Consider the following 17659-nt stretch of genomic DNA (forward strand, 5'->3'; position numbering starts at 1 on the left):
CTAAGCCTTCGAACGCTGGTTCGAACGCGTGCGCCGGACCTTGCGGACGGAACGGAACTGTCGGACCCCGCCGGCAGAATCGCCGTCGTGTCGAACACCACCAGCCCACCCGTCGAGCGCGGGCAGGCGCTCGCCCTGGCGCCGGATCAGGCGTCCGTGAAGGCGGGCGAGAGGCTCGCGGTCGCCGGGTCCTGGCCGCTGGCGGGCGGCGACGCCGAGGCGCTGTGGGGCGAGTGCCGGGGCAGCGGAAAGTCGCCCTACCGGGTCGTCGTGGCCCTCGCGGATCATGCCTCGAAGTGCTCGTGCCCGAGCCGGAAGTTCCCCTGCAAGCACGCTCTCGGCCTGATGCTGCTCGCCGCGGCCGGCGGCGTGGCCGGTGCCGGCGAGGTGGCCGGTGCCGGCGGCGGGCGTCCGCCGTGGGCCGCGGAATGGCTCGACCGGCGGGTGGCGCGCTTCGCCGCGGCGGCGAGCGCGGGCACGCGGGCCGCCACCGGGCCTGAGTCCGAGCGCTCCGCGGCGGGGGCGGCCCGGCGCGAGGCGAGCCGTGCGGCCAAGGTCGACGCCGGTGTCGCGGAGCTGGCCCGCTGGCTGTCCGACCTGGCCGGGGAGGGGCTCGGAGCCGCCCAGGCCAGGCCGGCCGACTGGTGGCGGGCCGCCGCCGCCCGCATGGTCGACGCGCAGGCACCCGGCCTCGCCGAGATGATCCACGAGGCCGCGCAGATCGCCGGGTCGGCGGCCCGGCGGCCTGACTGGCCGTCCCGGCTGGTCGACCGCGTGGGGCTGCTGCACCTGCTGTGCGAGGGCTGGGCCCGCCGCGCCGACCTGCCCGCCGACGTCGTGGCGGTCCTGCGCGACCGGATCGGTTTCACCGTTCCCGTGGCCACGGTGCTCGCCGGCGAGCACGTCGTCGGCGAGGTCGACGTGCTGGGGGCGCACGAGTTCGGCGCGGGGCGGGCGCGGGGGCGCCGGCAGTGGCTACGTCTGGTCGAGTCGGGGCGGCTGGCGGTGCTCGTCGACTTCGCGGTGAACGGCCAGGGGATGCCCCCGCCGCTGCCCGCGGGGTCGCGGGTCAGGGCCGATCTCGCGCCGTATCCCGGGCGCCGCCCGGCGCGGGTGGCGCCCGGCGCGCCGGGCGGCGCCGCGGCCGTCGTCGGCCCCGTCGGCACAGATCTCTTCGCGCCCACCTGGCGGGCCGCGCTGGCCGGCGTCGCGTCGGCCCTGGCGGTCGACCCGTTCGCGGACGTCGTCGCGCTGACCGTCCGCGGTGTCACGGTGCTGCCGCCGGGCGCCGGGGCCGGTCCGCTGCCCAGGAGCGGTCCGTGGCTGCTGCGGGACTCCGCCGGCGAGGCGCTGCCGCTCGCCGACGAGGCCGTGGCGGAGTGGGGCTGGCACATGCTCGCGGCCGGCGGGGGAGCGGGCCTCGACGTGGTCGCCGAATGGGACTCGTTCACCCTGACACCCCTGGCCGCCACGCCGTCGCGCACCGCGCGGGCGGAGGACATGCCCGGCCGGGCCCCCGTCCCGGTAGTCGCGGCACCGGTCGCCCCGGTGCCGACACCGGGGTGGACGGACCTCGTCGACGCCGCGGTGATCGGCGTGAGCCGCCGCCCGTCGCCGGTGATTCCCGGGCTCCCTGATCCCGGCGGGCGTCCGGGCGAGGAGGAACGCCTGCTCCGGGTCGCGGCGCTGGCCGCGGTGACCAGGCGGGCCGGTCAGCTGGCCGCCGATGCCTCCACGGTGCCCGCGCCGGCTCCCGCCGCGGCGGATGAGCACCCACCGTGCCCACCGACGGCGGTCGTGCCCGTTCCCACCGAGGTGGGCGCCGCCGAGACAGCCGAGCTCGAGGAGTGGCTGGACCTGCTGGCCGAAGGAGGCTGGCGCCCGCCGGACACCCTGCTTCCCGCGCTGGTCGAGCTCGGCCGGCGGTCGACCGCGCTCCGTCCCCGCCTGCTGCGGGTCCTCGGCCCGCGCGGCCGCTGGTTCGCCGCGCTCCACCCGGACGCCGGCTGGGCGGGGCCCGTCGGCGTCGCGGGCTGGCCGAGCGCGAGCGCGCAGCAGCGCCGATCCCTCATCGCCGCGCTGCGGCACACCGACCCGGCGGCCGCCGCCGAGCTGCTGCGCGGCGGCGCGGGCGAACCTCCCTTCGTCCCGTTCCGCCGGGCCGGCGGAGCCGAGCGCCTCGCCTTCGTCCAGGCGCTGCGCACCGGCCTCGGCCCGTACGACGAGGAGCTGTTGGAGACGGCCCTGGACGACCGCCGGTCCGACGTGCGCGACGCGGCGGTCCAGGTCCTGCTGGAACTTCCCGGTACCCGTTTCGCGGCGCGGGCCGCCGCCCGCACCGAGCGGGCCTTCACGGTGCATCGCGGCACCCTGCGCGTGCACCCGCCGGCGGTGCTCACCGACGAGATGGCGCGGGACGGCGTCTCGCCTGACGGGCCGTCCCGCGCCAGGGCGCAGGCCGACGGGCCGGCCCGGATGCTGCTCGCGGAGATCGCCCGGGTGGACCCGCGGCTGTGGCCGGAGCGGACCGGCCTGTCCCCGCAGAAGTTCCTGAGCGCCAGGGCGCTCTGGGAGCCCGCGCCGAGCTTCCCCGCGCTGACCCTGGCGCCCTACCTCGTCGGCCCGGTCGTCCGGCACCGTGACCCGGAATGGGCGCTCGCGCTGATCCCGAAGGTCGAACCGCGCTCGCAGGGGGTGCTGATCGGCTGCCTGCCGGAGCCCGACCGGCTGCGCGCGTTCGACCTCGCCCTGAGCGGGACCGGCCATGCCACGCGGCGCTGGGGCCTGCTCCTCGGCAGATCCGGCGGGCACGGCCTCGGCAACACCGCCCTGGGGAGCCTCATCACGCTCCTCGCCGGGATACCCGGGCCCTGGTCGGCGGAGTTCACCCGGGCGGCCGGCCCCGCCATCACGGCCATCGTCACCGCACCGGTCGACGAACCGGGCTCCGATCCCCAGCAGCGGGCAACGGCCCGCACGCTGCACTCCCGGGTGCGGGCGCTGCTCGCCAACCTCGCCTGGCGGGTGGAGCCGTACGTCGGCATCCCCGACCTGGACCCGTCCACCATGCCGGCCGAGACGGTGTCCGGCTACCAGCGCCTCGCGGCCGTGCTCGCCCAGCGGCGAGCCCGCCGCGACACCCTGCTCTCCCGTTCGAGCTCGAAGAAAGGCTCGTCATGACGACATCGACCCAGCCGCCCGCCGGGATCGCGCCCGAGACCACCGCCGTCCCGGCGCGGCCGGTCGGTGCCGCCCCGCAGGGCTCCGGCGACCAGCTGCTGCGCCCGCACGCGGAGCAGGCGTTCGCCGCCGAGCTGGCCGCGCTCGCCGCGACCGACCGGCGCCGCCGGCCGCCGTCCTGGCGGCTCTCGCCCTGGGCCGTCGTCACCTACGTGCTCGGCGGCACGCTGGAGGACGGCACGGTGATCACACCCAAGTACATCGGCTCGCGGCGGCTCGTCGAGGTCGCCGTGGCCACCCTCGCGACCGACCGGGCGCTGCTGCTCCTCGGCAGCCCGGGCACGGCGAAGTCGTGGCTGTCCGAGCACCTCGCCGCCGCGATCTCCGGCGACTCGACCCTGGTCGTGCAGGGCACGGCCGGCACGTCCGAGGACGCTGTCCGCTACGGCTGGAACTACGCGCGGCTCATCGCCGAGGGGCCGTCCAAGGACGCGATGGTGCCCTCGCCGGTGATGCGCGCGATGGCTGGGGGCTCGCTCGCCAGGGTCGAGGAGCTCACCCGGATGGGCGCCGAGGTACAGGACGCGCTGATCACCGTGCTGTCGGAGAAGACGCTGCCCGTCGCGGAACTCGCCAGCGAGGTGCAGGCCGTCGCCGGGTTCAACATCATCGCCACCGCCAACGACCGGGACCGGGGCGTCAACGAGATGTCCTCGGCGCTGCGCCGGCGGTTCAACACCGTCGTGCTGCCGCTGCCGGCCACGGAGGACGTCGAGGTCGAGATCGTCAGCCGCCGCGTCGCCCAGCTGGGCCGCGCGCTGGACCTGCCGGCCGAGCCGCCGGCGGGCGCCGAGGTCCGCCGCGTCGTGCGGATCTTCCGCGAGCTGCGCTCCGGGGTCACCAGCGACGGCCGCACCACGGTGCGGACACCGTCGTCGACCCTGTCCACCGCCGAGGCGATCAGCGTGATCACGGGCGGGCTGACCCTGGCCGCCCACTTCGGCGACGGCAGGCTGTCGGCCGAGGACGTCGCCGCCGGGCTCGTCGGGGCCGTGGTCAAGGATCCCTCCACCGACCCCGTGGTCTGGCGGGAGTACCTCGAGGGCGTCGTGCGGGACCGCGACGGTTGGAAGGACCTGTACCAGGCCTGCTGGGATCTCGACACGGAGGCGCGCGGCAGATGAGCGTCACCGTCCTGGGCATCCGCCACCACGGGCCGGGCTCCGCACGGGCCGTCGAGGCGGCGCTCGCCGAGCTCGACCCGGACCTCGTCCTCGTCGAGGGCCCGGCGGAGGGCGACGCCGCCCTCGCGCACACCGGCTCGCTCACCCCGCCGGTCGCGCTGACGGTCTACGCCCGCGACGAACCGCGCGACGCCGCCTTCTGGCCGTTCGCCGAGTTCTCCCCCGAGTGGCGGGCGCTGCTGCACGGCGCCGCCACAGGCGTCCCGGTGCGTTTCATCGACCTGCCCTTCGGGCTCTCCCTGGCGCTGCGGCGCCAGGAGCGGGCCGAGGCAGCGGCCAGGGCCGTCGACGCCGATGCCGATGCCGGCGGCCCGGACGGCGCCGGTTCGCGCAGCGCCGACCCGCCCGGTGCCAGCTCCCCCGGTGATGCCGCTGGCGGTGACGGTGCGGGCGGTGCGGGCGGCGAGGGCGAGCCCGCGCACCTGGTCGAGGACGACCCGCTCGGATGGCTGGCACGGGCTGCCGGGCACGACGACCCGGAGCGCTTCTGGGAGGACCTCGTCGAACACCGCCGGCTCGCCCGGGCCGGTCCGGGTGAGCCGGGCCGGGACGGCGCCCTCGAGCTGTTCGCCGCGGTCGCCAACGCGATGACCGAGCTGCGCGACGAGGCCGGCCCGGGCGACCGGGTGTCCCCCACGCGGGTGGAGCACCGGCGGCGGGAGGAGATGCGCGAGGCGCACATGCGCCTGGAGATCCGCCGGGCCGGCTCGGGGGCGGACGCGGCCGCTCGGATCGCCGTCGTCTGCGGGGCCTGGCACGTGCCGGCGCTGACCGGGGCGGTGGGGCGGACGTCGGCCACCGCCGACCAGCGCACGCTGCGCGGCGTGCGAGCCGTGCGCACCGACACGACGTGGGTTCCGTGGACGCACGCGCGGCTCGCCGCGGAGTCCGGGTACGGCGCCGGGGTCGCGTCACCCGGTTGGTACCACCATCTGTGGACCTCGCGTGACCAGGTCACGACCCGCTGGGTGACCCGGGTGGCGGGGCTGCTGCGCGCCGCCGACCTGCCCGCGTCCTCCGCCTCGGTGATCGAGACCGTCCGTCTCGCCGAGGCGCTCGCCGCCGTGCGCGAGCGGGCCGTCCCCGGGCTGACCGAGCTGAACGACGCCGTGCTCGCCGGTCTGTGCGGGGGCGACCCGGTTCCGCTGGCGGTGGTGCGCGAACAGCTCGTCGTCGGGCGGGTGCTCGGCGCCGTCGGCGAGGACGTTCCGACCGTGCCGCTCGCCGCCGACCTCGCGCGCCTGCAGCGCCGGCTGCGGCTGCGGCCCGGGGCCGACGACCAGAAGATCCGGCTGGACCTGCGCAAGGACGTCGACCGGGAGCGCGGCCAGCTGCTGCGCCGGCTGCGCCTGCTCGACGTGCCGTGGGGGACGCCCGCGGCGACGTCGGGCACCGGGACCTTCGCCGAGGCGTGGACGCTGCGCTGGGAGCCGGAGTTCTCCGTCGCGGTGGTCGCCGCCGCCCGGTACGGCTCGACGGTCGCCGACGCGGCCACCGCGGTCATCACCGAGCGGACGGAGGCCGCCGCCGACCTGCCGGCCGTCACCGCCCTGCTCGAGGCCGCGGTGCTCGCCGGGCTGCCCGCGGCGATGGCGGTCGTCGCGGCCGGGCTGGAACGCCGCGCCGCCGGCACCGGCGACGTCGCCCACCTGATGGCGGCGCTCGCCCCGCTGGCCCGCATCCACCGGTACGGCGACGTGCGCGCGACCGACACGACGGGCGTCGCCGCCCTCGCCGAGAGCCTCATGGTGCGGATCTGCGCGGGGCTCCCGCCCGCCTGTGTGAGTCTCGACGACGACGCGGCGGACGCGATGGCCGCCGCGATCGACAGCGCCGACGGGGCGTTCCGACTGATCGCCGACCCCGAGCACGTCGAACGCTGGCACGTCGCCGTCCGCGCCGCCGCCGACATCCACGGTGGCAACAGCCTGGTCAACGGCAGGTGCACGCGGATCCTCTCGGACGCGGGTGACATCGACCAGGCCGAGGTGGCCCTCCGCCTCGACCGGGCGCTGTCCGCGGCGGGCGTCGCGCCGGCCGACGCCGCCCGCTGGCTGGAGGGCTTCCTCGGCTCCACCGGATCGGTGCTGGCCCGGGACCCGCGGATGCTCGGGCTCGTCGACGCCTGGCTGGCCTCGCTCACCGCCGACGCGTTCACCGTCGTCCTCGCGCCGTTGCGGCGGGTGTTCGCGGCCTTCACGGCACCGGAGCGCCGCATGATCGCCGAACGGGCCGGGTCGGGGCTGCCGCGGCCGGCCGGTGGCGGCACCGGCCCGACGACACCCACGGGCGGTCCGGCAGCGGGAGGTCCGGGAGGTCCGGGCGGTCCGGCGGCGGGCGGTCCGGCGGCCTGGGACGCCGACCGGGTCGCGCTCGTCCTGCCCGTCGTCGCGTCACTCCTCACGATCCCCGGTCTGGAAAGGACGGCCACACATGAATGAGCGCACTCCGGCGGGCGAGGGGCCCACCCACGCCGGCACCCGCGCCGGTGCCGCCGTCGCCGTCGCCGACGACACGGAGCGGTTGCGGCGCTGGCGCATGGTGCTGGGCGCGCCGGCCGCGCCCGTCCTGGACGGGCGGATCTCCCTGTCCGGCCCCGACGGGGAGATCGACGCGGCGCTCGGTGCCCTCTACGACGCGGACGCGGCCGGGGAGGGGCGCCGGCGGCGCTCGGGCGGTCTGGGCGCGTCGGTGCCGTCCGTGGCCCGCTGGCTGGGAGATATCCGGACCTACTTCCCGACCTCGGTCGTGCGCGTGCTGCAACGCGACGCGGTCGCTCGCCTGGGGCTCGGTCAGCTCCTGCTCGAGCCGGAGCTGCTCGCGGCCGCGGAACCGGACGTCCACCTCGTCGGGACGCTGCTGTCGCTGCGCTCCGCGCTGCCCGAACGCACCAGGGAGACCGCCCGCGCCGTGGTCCGGCGCGTCGTCGAGGACATCGAGCGGCGGCTGGAACAGTCGCTGCGCAGCGCCGTCCTGGGCGCCGTGGACCGGACGTCCCGCACCCGCACTCCCCGCCTGCCCGACGTCGACTGGGATCGCACCATCCTCGCGAACCTGCGCAACTACCAGCCTGAGCAGCGCACCGTGATCGTCGACCGGCTCATCGGCCACACCAGGGCGCGGCGCACCGCCGCCCTGCGGGACGTCATCCTGCTCATCGACCAGTCCGGGTCGATGGCGTCGTCCGTCGTCTACGCGGGGGTGCTCGGCGCGTCACTGGCGACGCTGCGGGCCGTGTCCACCCGGCTGATCGTCTTCGACACGTCGGTGGTGGACCTGACCGAGCAGCTCGACGACCCGGTCGACCTGCTGTTCGGCGTCCGGCTCGGCGGCGGAACCGACATCGACCGTGCCGTCGGCTACGGCGCGTCGCTCGTCACCCGGCCCACCGACACGGTCTTCGTCCTGATCAGCGACCTGATCGAGGGCGGTGACCAGTCGTCGCTGGTGGCCCGGCTGCGGGCGCTCGTCGAGGCCGGGGTGTGCGTCGTCGTTCTGCTCGCCCTGTCCGACGACGGCACCCCCGCCTACGATCACCGGCTCGCCTCCACCTGCGCTGAGCTCGGGGCGCCCGCGTTCGCCTGCACCCCGGACAGGTTCCCCGAGCTGCTGGCCACCGCGCTGCGCCGCGACGACGTCGGCCGCTGGGCCTCCGTCCAGGGGCTGGTGCGCCCGGCCTGACCGGGCGCCGGGGGCGCCGGGGCCGCCCGGATGCCGGGTCCGCGGGTTGGAATCTGTTGTCGGTTGAGCGCCAATTAGCGCCAGTAAGTGCCGTATGGTCGTAGGTGTGAACCTCAAGGAGTGGGCTGTCGTGAACGGGGTCGGGTACTCGACCGCCCGGCAGTGGTTCCTTGACGGCAAGCTGCCAGTGCCCGCTCGCCGTGTCGGGAGGTTGATCCTCGTTGAGGAACCCGCGCGGTCGGCTACCGGCACGACGGCGGTGTACGCCAGGGTGTCGTCCGCTGACCAGAAGTCGGACCTGGACCGACAGGTCGCGCGGGTCGTCACCTGGTCGGCCGGGCGGAACCTGCCCGTCGGCAAGGTGGTCACCGAGGTCGGGTCGGCGTTGGGCGGCGACCGGCGGGAGTTCCTCGCGTTGCTGGGTGACCCGCGGGTGTCCACGATCGTCGTCGAGCACCGCGACCGGTTCGCCTGTTTCGGCGCCGAGTACGTCGAAGCCGCCCTCGCCGCCTGCGGTCGACGGCTGCTGGTCGTCGATCCGATGGAGGTCGACGATGACCTTGTCCGGGATGTCACAGAGATCCTGACGTCGATGTGTGCCCGGCTGTACGGGCGCCGCGGCGCTGCGGACAGGGCCCGTCGGGCTGTCGAGGCTGCTACCGGGGCTGTTGAATGAACACGCTGCAGGCGTACCGGTTCGCTCTCGACCCGAACAACACGCAGCGTGCGGACCTGCACCGGCATGCCGGGGCGGCCCGGTTCGTGTTCAACTGGGGTCTGGCCCGGGTGAAGGCCGCCCTGTCGCAGCGGGAGGCGGAGCAGACCTATGGCCTGACCGGCGACATGCTCACCCCCGTGCCCTGGACCCTGCCCGCGCTGCGCCTGGAATGGAACAAGGCCAAGTCGAGCGTGGCGCCCTGGTGGGCCGAGTGTTCCAAGGAGGCGTTCTCCGCCGGGCTGGACCGGCTTGCCCGGGGGCTGAAGAACTTCACCGACTCCCGGAAGGGGAAGCGGAAGGGCCGCCGGGTCGGGTTCCCCCCGGTTCAAGAAGCGTGGGAAGGCCCACGACTCGTTCCGCTACAGCACCGGCTCCTACGGCCCGGCCGGGGACCGGCATGTGAAGCTGCCCCGGATCGGCCGGGTGAAGGTCAGCGAGGCGATGGGCGCGTTGACCGGCCGGCTTGCTGGTGGCGGGGCCCGGCTGTTGGGTGCGACCGTGTCGAGGGCGGCGGGCCGGTGGTTCGTGTCGTTCACGGTGCAGGTCGACCGGGAGGTTCCCACCGGCCCGTCGGGGCGACAGCGCACAGCCGGGCCGGTCGGTGTCGACCTCGGGGTGAAGCATCTCGCTGTGCTCTCCACTGGCGAGACGGTGCCGAACCCGAAGCATCTGACCGGGTCGCTGCGCCGGCTGCGCACCGCATCGCGGGCCTACGGCCGGTCGAAACCCGGTAGCGCGGGACGGGCGAAGCGGGCCGCCCGGCTCGCTCGTATCCACGCCCGGGTCGCCAGCCGGCGCCGTGACGGGCTGCACAGGCTCACCACCCGGCTCGCGAAAACCCACGACACGATCGTGGTGGAGGACCTGCATGTGGCCGGGATGGTACGTCACCGGCGGCTGGCCCGCGCCGTCTCCGACACGGGGATGGCCGAGGTCCGCCGCCAGCTCTCCTACAAAACGTCGTGGTACGGGTCGGCACTGGTCGTCGCGGACCGCTGGTACCCGAGTTCGAAGACCTGTTCCGGCTGCGGCTGGCAAGACCCAAACCTGTCGCTGTCGGACCGCACCTTCGCCTGCCAGTCCTGCGGGCTGGTGATCGACCGTGACCTGAACGCCGCGGTCAACCTGCGTCACCTCGTCGCCGCCAGTACGTCGGAGACGGTAAACGCCCGTGGAGCCGACCGTAAGACCCAGCCTGCTGGGCGGGTGGCTGTGAAACGGGAATCCGGCACCGCGCAAGCGGATCAGACCGGGGGTGCCTCACCGAGAGGCGAGGCGGCATGACCGGGCGCTACCAGGCGCTCACATGCAACGGTGAGAGCGAGCAGATCGTCGGGAAGGCCATCAAGGGCCGTCGCGACGACATCGTCCTGGCCACCAAGTGCTTCAACCCGATGGGCGGGGACCGCAACCGCCGCGGTGCCTCCCGCCGGTGGATCACGCGCGCCGTCGAGGACAGCCTCCGCCGCCTCGACACCGACTACATCGACCTCTTCCAGATCCACCGGCATGACTGGAACACCGACCTGGAAGAGACCCTCGGCGCGCTGAACGACCTCGTGCACCAGGGCAAGATCCGTTACCTGGGCTCGTCGACGTTTCCCGCGGACTGGATCGTCTGACCCGGCGCCGGCCGTCCGGCCGCGGTCAGGGCGCCGCCGGGGGATCGGTCGCGGGGGGCGTCCCGGGCGCGTCGCCGGACGCCTCCGCGTGCCGCTCGAGGAGCCGGGCGCGGATCTCGTCCGGGGTGTAGGCACGGCGGGTCCGCTCAGAGCGTGCCAGCACAGCCCCGCCGGCGGCGACCCCGACGACGCCGGCCAGCCCCAGCACCTTCCACCAGCGGCCCGCGCCCGATCCGAAGCTCGGTTTCCACCTCTGCATCCGCCCAGGCTACGGAGACGGGCGCGACCTCCTACGCTGGGGGACATGGGCGGACGTCCGCTGACCCTCGACCAGGCGGTGGAGCTCAGCCGCACCGGTGACGTGTGGATCTTCCGTGGCCGGAGTCCCGCCGACCGGGCGATCCAGATGACGACGAACAGCCCGGTGAACCACGTCGGGATGGCCGTCGTCCTCGACGACCTGCCGCCACTGATGTGGCACGCGGAGCTCGGTCGGTCGCTTCGTGACGTCTGGTCCGGCAGCCACCACCGCGGAGTGCAGCTGCACGACCTCCGCGAGGCCGTCGTCGTGTGGGGCGCGCGGTACGGCCAGCGGGCCTGGCTGCGCCAGCTCGAGCCGACGGCGGGCCGTGAGGCCGAGGAGGCCGTCCTGCGCACGGTGGCCCGGCTGGACGGCACACCGTTCCCGTCCACGGCCCGGCTCGCCACCCGGTGGCTGGGGGGCCGGCTGCCGGCGCCGCGGACGTTCCGGCGCCGCCGGGCCCGGACCGGTCCGGATTCCGCGCCGGCCGCCGGCCCGGAGTCGGCCGCCGGCGCGGAATCCGGTGCCGGTGTCGAGACCGGGGGCGGGCTGGAGTCCGCCTACTGTGCCGAGGTCGTCGCGCTCACCTACGAGGCGATGGGGCTCCTGGAGCCGGGCCGGCGGCCGAACTGGTACGACCCGGGCCGGTTCTGGAGCGGCGACGACCTGCGGCTCGCCGGCGGCCACCGCCTCGGGGTCGAGATCGCCGTCGAGCTGCCGGCCCCGCCGAGCCGTGGGTGAACACCACGAACACCACGAAGCCGAAGCCGGCACCGAGCCCGGGGGAACGCGTGCCGCCCCCGAAGCCCGTGGCGGTCCGCCACGGGCTCCCCGCATCACGGACCGGTCAGGAGTTGCCGGCGGGGACGAGCTCGACGACGGGGATGACCCTGGACGTCGCCTCCTGCAGCACCTCGAACTGCGGGTACCGCCGCGCCTGGCGGGCGTACATCGAGCTGCGCTCCGCACCGTGCAGCTCGGTGGCCGTGACCCGGAGGACCTGGCCGTCGACCTCGATCGTGGCGTTCGGGTCCGCCCGCAGCTGTTCCATCCAGTGCGGATCCTCGTCCGCGCCGTCGTTGGCCGCGAACACGAAGTAGCGGCCGCGTTCGGCGTAGAAGTTCAGCGGGCTCACGTGCGGCGACCCGTCGGCCTCCGGACCACTGTCCAGCAGCAGCAGGGTGGCGCCCTCGAACCTGCCGGCGGGCCGGCCGCCGTTGGCCCGGAACTCCTCGATGAACTCCTTGATCTCCTGCGCACTGTACATCTTCCTGCTCATCGTCCTGCTTCCTTCTCGTTGTGCCAGGGCCCGGCACCTGCTCGCCGTCCCAGGCCCTGAAGCCGTGCCGACTCCGCGCGAAGCACTCTGATTACGTCCCGGGCCCGGCCGGCCACTGTGCGACGTCCTTCACGCGACGTGAGCCACGCTGCATCCGGCAGGCCGGTATCCGGCCACGGGGTCACGCGGGGGCGCGTTCGGAGGCCTGGGCCGCGCGGTGTTCGCCCGAAGGTGGCGACACGCGACGCAATGCTCCAATCCGACCTCGCGCTCCAGGTGAAGATCAGCTAATTACCGTTCGAAGTCGCCGCGCCAGGCGCAGGACTTCGGGAGGAAAAGGTGCGTTTCCGTAGGACGCTGGTCTCGCTGGCGGCCGGAGGGATGCTGTGCTCCGCAACGGCCCCGGCCGCCGCCGACGCGATCTCACCGCCGAAGATCCAGCCCTTCGATGAATGTTCTGCGGCGGACTACCAGAACGATCCCCGGCTGGGGCCGGCAAAGCTTCCGTTCTTCGGCGACGTCGGTGATGAGGTCGACGACTACTCGCGGACCGGCGGCCATTCGGCCGATCAGTTCCTGGGTACCTGGTGGGACCCGTCCGCCAGTTTCTCGCCGTTCCCGTCCATACCGGGGAACTGGATCTTCCCGCCGGCGGACGGCTATTACATCAACCCGGACGGCTCGCCGATCAGGACCGAGGTGTCGCTGGTTCCGGGCCAGCGGATCGACCGTTTCGGCCTGCCGCGCGGCAGCTTCCTCTCGCCTCGGGGGACGGACTACGAGAACAGGTCGATCCCGCCGTCCAACCTCGACGACGCCGCGGATCCGGGCGACTGCAATTACCACGCCTACCAGGTGGTCCGGGAGTTCCGGGTGTTCTCCGGGGCGATCCGCCCGTGGTTCGACCAGCCCGGTAACGGCCTGCAGTACCAGGTCGTGTGTTCACTCGTCCCGGGGGGGACTACGTCGCCACGGTGCAACCAGACGACGGGAAACCTGCAGGTCCAGTACCTGCTGGACAACAAGTACCTCGTGGAAGTTCCCACGGACGACCGGATCGTCTGACCCGCCGGCCCGCCTCGGTGAAACGGGCTCGGCCGGCGGGCCCGGTGGGCTACCGGCCGAGCATGGCCTCCAGCGCGATGTTGTCGGCGTCGCGGAAGGCGAGGATCCACCCGAACGGAAGCTCCTGGGTGGGGGTGAACACGGCCCCGGCCTTGGCCAGCCTTTCCTCGAGGACGTCGAGATCGGTCATGCTCTCGACGGAGAAGGACAGGTGGTCGAGGCCGGGCCGGGTCTCGTCGAACAGGTCCGCGCCGCCGCCGTCGTGTTCGCGCAGAACGATGCTCAGGCCGCCGGGAAGAACACCGTGGGCGAAGGACGTCGTGTCACCGCGGCCCCGCACCAGCTCCTTCCAGTCGAGAATCTCGGTGTACCAGCGGCAGCTGATGTCCAGGTCCCGCACTGTCAGGCTCACGTGTGACACACCGCTGAGCGGCATTTCCGTCCTCCAGGTCTCGGACAGCCGGACCGGCGTGCTTCGGCCTGCGCCGGCCCGCCGGGGTGTTTCGTGCCTCGGCGGCTCGTGCGGCCGTCCGGGCAGGGCCGACTGTAGGGAAGGGCGTCATCGGGTGCGCGATCCGAACGGCCTTCCTGTACACCGGGCCGGCCGCGTCCGCGACGGCCGGTCTCAGCGCGAGGCGCCGGGGTGCGCGCCGAGTTCCGCGGTGAGCGCGGCGATGAACCGGTCCCGCCGCGGCGCGGGGAGTTCCGGGTAGGCAGGCAGGAACACCAGGCCGGTCAGGACTCGCCGAGCGCCCGGTGGGGCGGGTTCGACGGCGCCTATCTGACTGGTGGTCGGCGCCGCGTCGACGCCCGCCGCCCGCAGCGCCTCGACCACGCGGGCCGGGTCGTCGACGATGACGGGGAACAGCCAGTAGGTGTGGTGTTCCGCGGCCCCGCCGGGACGGAACACCTCCGGTGGCAGCGCGCCGGCGAGCGCCTCGCCGGCGGCGGCGCGCCGTCGCAGCCGGTTCGCGGGGAACCGGGCCAGGCGCCGGGTCACCGTGCGGGCGAGGGCCGGGCAGGGCCGGCGCTGCAGCCAGCCGGTGAACCCCCGTTCGTCCCGTGGCACCCGGGAGCGCATCAGTGCCTGCGGGTCCCGCCGTCGCGCACCGCCGAAGAGCAGGCCGTAGGGCCGGGGACGGGACAGCGCCAGCGCGACGACGCATACGACGGCCCGTCTGGCGTACTCGCGCCGGGACTGCGCGGGCCACCGCTCCTGGCGGGCGCGCATGTCGGCGGCGAGGTCGGGCCGGCGGGTCCAGGCGACGGCGCCGCCGAGCGCGGTGGCGGTCTTGAGCAGGCCGAAGCTGAACAGGGACACGTCGGCGCGCGGGTCGCCGCGGTCGGCCGGCCCCTGGATCGACTGGGCGCAGTCCTCGATGAGCAGCAGGCCGTGCGCGCGGGCGGCCCGGGCGGCGGCGTCGAGGCTGGACCGCGCGCCGAACAGGTGGGTGACGACGAGCGCGCGCGTCCGATCGGTGATCGCCGCGTCGAGCGCAGCCTCGTCGACGGCGAGCGTGAGCGGATCGATGTCGACGGGGACGGGCCGCAGGCCGTGTAACTCGATGATCCTGATCATGTCTGGGTGGGTGACGGCAGAGATCGCGACGTCGCTGCCCGCCGGGAGGCGCGCGGCGCTCAGCAGCAGGTGGAATGCGGACCGCACGGACAGGCACAGGAGGCCGTCGGCGTCGGCGTCGGGGCCTGGGCGGTCACGGGGGCTGTCGAGGTCTGGATGTGGCCCGTGCCCCCTCCGGCCGATCACGGACGGTGCGCCGCGCCGCCTGACTCCGGCGGTCAGCGCGTACATCGCTCCGGCCACGGTGCAGTCGATGCGGTGCGTGGGGAAGAGGTTCACAGGTAGTATTTACCAGGGCATATGGGTTATCCATCGTACGAAGTGCTTGTCGTGGAGCATGCGCGCCCGGCGCCGCGCCGCCCGCGGGCCGACCACCACCATCCGCGGCGGCGACGGAACAGCGCGGTTGTGGAACATTGCGGACGGGTAGACAGTCGGGCGTCGACTCAATGAGATCCATGGACGCCCCGAGAACGGCGAGCCGGACCAGCCCCAGCCGTCGACTGATCAAGGCCACGCACAGGCACTGCTAACCGGCCCGTATTTGTCCTGGCCGCAGTCGTGATCTTGCGTAGTGGGTGGGGGGTCGGGCAGTCACTGGATAACAACGCTGCGGGTAGTCCGGTCCCCGGGTAGCCTCCCCACGTGCATTCCGGTATCTGTGTGCCCAATCTCGGTGAATTCGTGGATCCGCGCCGGGTCATGGACCTGGCGCGGCGAGCCGAGACCGCGGGGTGGGACGGCTTCTTCGTCTGGGACCACGTGGTCTTCCCCTACGGCCCCGCCCAGGAGGTGGCCGACCCCTGGGTGCTGCTGACCACGGTGGCGCTGGCGACCGAGCGGATCAGGTTCGGCCCGCTGGTCACCCCGGTGGCGCGGCGGCGTCCCGGGTCGCTGGCCCGCCAGACCACGTCGCTGGACCGGCTCTCCGGGGGGCGGCTGGTGTTCGGCGCGGGGCTCGGCTGGACGCTGCCCGCGGAGTACGGCACCTGGGGCGAACCGGTCGAGCCCCGGGAGGTGGCGCTGCGGCTGGACGAGGGCCTGGCGGTGCTGGCGGGGCTCTGGTCGGGGGAGCGCGTGGACTTCCGCGGCGAGTACCTGACCGCCACCGACGTCACGTTCCTGCCCACCCCGGTGCAGCGCCCGCGGCCGCCGGTCTGGATCGGCTGCAACTGGCCGAACCGGCTTCCGCTGCGTCGCGCGGCCCGGTGGGACGGCGTCGCCCCGATGATCATCAACCCGCGGGACGGTTCCGCGGAACCGACGGCTGCCGCGGTGGCCGAGATCGTCGCCACCGTCAGCGAGTACCGGGCCGCCGCCGGGCAGGGCGCCGGCAGCGAGCCCGGCAGTCGGCAGCGGGCCGGCGGCGAGGTGTTCGACGTGGTGATCACCGGGCGGACCGGGCCGGATGAGCCGGGCGCGGCGCGGGAGACGGTCGAGTCGATCGCGGCGGCCGGCGCGACCTGGTGGCTGGAGGGCTTCCGCCCGGCGCCCGGGGAGTACGCCGCCGCCCTGCGGAGAATCGAGGCGGGCCCGCCGCTCTAGAACGGGACCGCAGTTCTGGAACGGGCCAGCCGCGGTGATTCGCTGGCCGTCGGAACGGTTGGCGGATCACCGCGGCTGGGATGACCGGGCGGCGGGCGCTTCGGGCCGGCCGGCACGGAGCGGCCGGCCGGCCGGGCCCGAACGGCCTCAGACGCGGTAGAGCTTGGTGGCGTTCTCGCCCATGACCTTGCGCTGTGTCTCCGGGCGCAGCGAGCCGACCTGCTCGGCGACCATCTCGAGCGGGTTCGGGTGCAGGCTGGTCGGGTGCGGGAAGTCCGTCTCGAACATGATGTTGTCCTCGCCGACGGTGTCGACGAGGTGCTGGAGGTCCCCGCGGCCCTTCTCGAACCAGAAGGTCGCGTACCAGTTCGACGCGAAGTACTCCGACGGCCGCTTCTGCAGCTTGTGGAAGTACTCCGGCGCGTTCTCCTCGAGCTCGTAGTCCATCGCCTCGAGCATGAAGGGGATCCAGCCGATGCCGCTCTCGACCGAGACCATCTTCAGGTTCGGATGGCGGTCGAACATTCCCGAGTAGCAGCTGTTGAGCAGCAGCCGGGAGTTGTTCTGGAACAGCGACGCACCGCCGATCGCCGGCTTCACGTAGTCGTCCTGGCTCGGCCAGTAGGTCGTGCCGAAGTAGGACAGCGAGGTCTGGCTGGCGCCGATGTGGAAGTGCACCGGCAGGTTCAGCCCGGCACAGACCTCCCAGAACGGGTCCCACGCCGGGTCGCCCAGGTCCGGTGAGCCGGAGTCCTGCGGGTCGGCGGTCATGTTGACCCCGCGGTAGCCCATCTCCGCGCAGCGCTGGGCTTCGCGCACGCAGGCCGCGATGTCCCACGCCGGCATGATCGGCATGGGGAGCAGCCGGTCGCCCGACCCCGCCTGGACCTCCGCCATCGCGTCGTTGTAGAGCTCCACGCAGAGCCGGACGACCGTGGGGTCGTCGACCGCGTTGAACAGGTTCTGGCCGCCGATGCCGATGGCGTTCGGGTAGACCACCTGGGTGTCGATGCCGAGCTCGTCCATCAGGGTGATCCGCCGGCCGGCGTCCCACGCCGCGGGGTGGACGCTCTCGATGCCCCAGTCCCCGCCCTGGGAGTCCTTCCACGGGTGCTTCTTGCCGTCGTGGTCGATCGTGCCACCGGAGCCCGCGCGGCCGAAGGACTTGCCGGCGACGACCCACATGTCCTGGCCGTTGATCCGCTGGACGTGCGGGACCTTGTCCTCGTAGCCCTTCGGGGCCCGCTCGGTGAACAGGTCATGGCGCTCGGTCATGTGGGAGTCGGCGTCAACTACTCGTAAACCTTCGACCAACTTGACCACGGCGTGCCTCCCGGTGTCGACGCAGCGCCCCCGCCTGTCCGGGCGCTCCAGCCGAACGTAACTCACTACGACATGACTGGCAATTTCCAATTTTTAATCTACGATCAAGCATGTGGGTCGCC

General features: G+C 73.9%; 13 protein-coding genes and 2 pseudogenes. 10 read left to right on the forward strand and 5 right to left on the reverse strand.

Annotated elements, in window-relative coordinates:
• The first annotated feature begins 87 nt into the window (after nucleotides 1-87).
• The 7 genes and pseudogenes from E0504_RS31240 to E0504_RS31270 form a co-directional block, all read left to right on the forward strand.
• The gene (locus tag E0504_RS31240) at nucleotides 88-3180 is read left to right on the forward strand and encodes a DUF5691 domain-containing protein (protein ID WP_131626314.1); all 3093 of its coding nucleotides are present in this window, start codon (nucleotides 88-90) and stop codon (nucleotides 3178-3180) included.
• Complete coding sequence (locus E0504_RS31245; protein ID WP_235014507.1) at nucleotides 3177-4364, forward strand: AAA family ATPase; 1188 nt, start codon at nucleotides 3177-3179, stop codon at nucleotides 4362-4364. The genes E0504_RS31240 and E0504_RS31245 overlap by 4 nt, the downstream gene beginning before the upstream one ends.
• Nucleotides 4361-6865, forward strand: a complete 2505-nt coding sequence (locus E0504_RS31250; protein WP_131626315.1) for a DUF5682 family protein — start codon at nucleotides 4361-4363, stop codon at nucleotides 6863-6865. Before E0504_RS31245 ends, E0504_RS31250 begins: the two co-directional genes overlap by 4 nt.
• The gene (locus E0504_RS31255; RefSeq protein WP_112108164.1) at nucleotides 6858-8105 is read left to right on the forward strand and encodes a VWA domain-containing protein; all 1248 of its coding nucleotides are present in this window, start codon (nucleotides 6858-6860) and stop codon (nucleotides 8103-8105) included. The genes E0504_RS31250 and E0504_RS31255 overlap by 8 nt, the downstream gene beginning before the upstream one ends.
• 106 nt (nucleotides 8106-8211) lie before the next feature.
• Nucleotides 8212-8781: an IS607 family transposase gene (locus E0504_RS31260; RefSeq protein ID WP_112108168.1), complete on the forward strand. Its 570-nt coding sequence runs from the start codon at nucleotides 8212-8214 to the stop codon at nucleotides 8779-8781.
• A pseudogene (gene tnpB / locus E0504_RS31265) lies at nucleotides 8778-10107 on the forward strand (IS607 family element RNA-guided endonuclease TnpB). The gene E0504_RS31260 and the pseudogene tnpB overlap by 4 nt, the downstream one beginning before the upstream one ends.
• A gap of 29 nt (nucleotides 10108-10136) precedes the next feature.
• A pseudogene (locus E0504_RS31270) lies at nucleotides 10137-10442 on the forward strand (aldo/keto reductase); the annotation flags it as partial.
• A gap of 28 nt (nucleotides 10443-10470) precedes the next feature.
• Here the strand turns inward: E0504_RS31270 and E0504_RS31275 are convergent.
• Complete coding sequence (locus tag E0504_RS31275) at nucleotides 10471-10704, reverse strand: hypothetical protein (RefSeq protein WP_112108163.1); 234 nt, start codon at nucleotides 10702-10704, stop codon at nucleotides 10471-10473.
• A 45-nt stretch (nucleotides 10705-10749) separates the two neighbouring features.
• Here E0504_RS31275 and E0504_RS31280 point away from each other — a divergent pair, with 45 nt between their 5' ends.
• Nucleotides 10750-11487, forward strand: a complete 738-nt coding sequence (locus E0504_RS31280; RefSeq protein ID WP_112108162.1) for a hypothetical protein — start codon at nucleotides 10750-10752, stop codon at nucleotides 11485-11487.
• Nucleotides 11488-11593: 106 nt separating this feature from the next.
• Here the strand turns inward: E0504_RS31280 and E0504_RS31285 are convergent, their stop codons facing one another.
• Nucleotides 11594-12025 carry a nitroreductase/quinone reductase family protein gene (locus E0504_RS31285; RefSeq protein ID WP_112108161.1) on the reverse strand — a complete coding sequence of 144 codons (432 nt, stop codon included), beginning with the start codon at nucleotides 12023-12025 and terminating at the stop codon, nucleotides 11594-11596.
• 339 nt (nucleotides 12026-12364) lie between these two features.
• Here E0504_RS31285 and E0504_RS31290 point away from each other — a divergent pair, with 339 nt between their 5' ends.
• On the forward strand, nucleotides 12365-13090 hold the full coding sequence (locus E0504_RS31290; RefSeq protein WP_112108160.1) for a TNT domain-containing protein: 726 nt from the start codon (nucleotides 12365-12367) through the stop codon (nucleotides 13088-13090).
• Nucleotides 13091-13139: 49 nt separating this feature from the next.
• On the opposite strand, the gene E0504_RS31295 is transcribed toward E0504_RS31290, so the two are convergent.
• Together E0504_RS31295 and E0504_RS31300 are read right to left on the reverse strand one after the other, a co-directional pair.
• The gene (locus E0504_RS31295) at nucleotides 13140-13526 is read right to left on the reverse strand and encodes a VOC family protein (protein ID WP_071065407.1); all 387 of its coding nucleotides are present in this window, start codon (nucleotides 13524-13526) and stop codon (nucleotides 13140-13142) included.
• Between the two features lie 189 nt (nucleotides 13527-13715).
• Nucleotides 13716-14948 carry a DegT/DnrJ/EryC1/StrS family aminotransferase gene (locus tag E0504_RS31300; RefSeq protein WP_131626316.1) on the reverse strand — a complete coding sequence of 411 codons (1233 nt, stop codon included), beginning with the start codon at nucleotides 14946-14948 and terminating at the stop codon, nucleotides 13716-13718.
• A gap of 366 nt (nucleotides 14949-15314) precedes the next feature.
• Between E0504_RS31300 and E0504_RS31305 the strand changes: the two genes are divergently transcribed.
• Nucleotides 15315-16214, forward strand: a complete 900-nt coding sequence (locus tag E0504_RS31305; protein ID WP_112108158.1) for an LLM class flavin-dependent oxidoreductase — start codon at nucleotides 15315-15317, stop codon at nucleotides 16212-16214.
• 147 nt (nucleotides 16215-16361) lie between these two features.
• Here the strand turns inward: E0504_RS31305 and E0504_RS31310 are convergent, their stop codons facing one another.
• Complete coding sequence (locus E0504_RS31310; RefSeq protein WP_112108157.1) at nucleotides 16362-17537, reverse strand: amidohydrolase family protein; 1176 nt, start codon at nucleotides 17535-17537, stop codon at nucleotides 16362-16364.
• Between the last annotated feature and the right edge of the window lie 122 nt (nucleotides 17538-17659).

The organism is Parafrankia sp. BMG5.11, assembly GCF_004337455.1.

Bases quoted from the DNA above. Each gene is read 5' to 3' on its own strand.
- E0504_RS31295 (WP_071065407.1), bottom strand. From the start codon at position 13,526: ATGCCGCTCAGCGGTGTGTCACACGTGAGCCTGACAGTGCGGGACCTG.
- E0504_RS31250 (WP_131626315.1), top strand. From the start codon at position 4,361: ATGAGCGTCACCGTCCTGGGCATCCGCCACCACGGGCCGGGCTCCGCA.
- E0504_RS31285 (WP_112108161.1), bottom strand. From the start codon at position 12,025: ATGAGCAGGAAGATGTACAGTGCGCAGGAGATCAAGGAGTTCATCGAG.
- E0504_RS31255 (WP_112108164.1), top strand. From the start codon at position 6,858: ATGAATGAGCGCACTCCGGCGGGCGAGGGGCCCACCCACGCCGGCACC.
- E0504_RS31245 (WP_235014507.1), top strand. From the start codon at position 3,177: ATGACGACATCGACCCAGCCGCCCGCCGGGATCGCGCCCGAGACCACC.
- E0504_RS31275 (WP_112108163.1), bottom strand. From the start codon at position 10,704: ATGCAGAGGTGGAAACCGAGCTTCGGATCGGGCGCGGGCCGCTGGTGG.
- E0504_RS31280 (WP_112108162.1), top strand. From the start codon at position 10,750: ATGGGCGGACGTCCGCTGACCCTCGACCAGGCGGTGGAGCTCAGCCGC.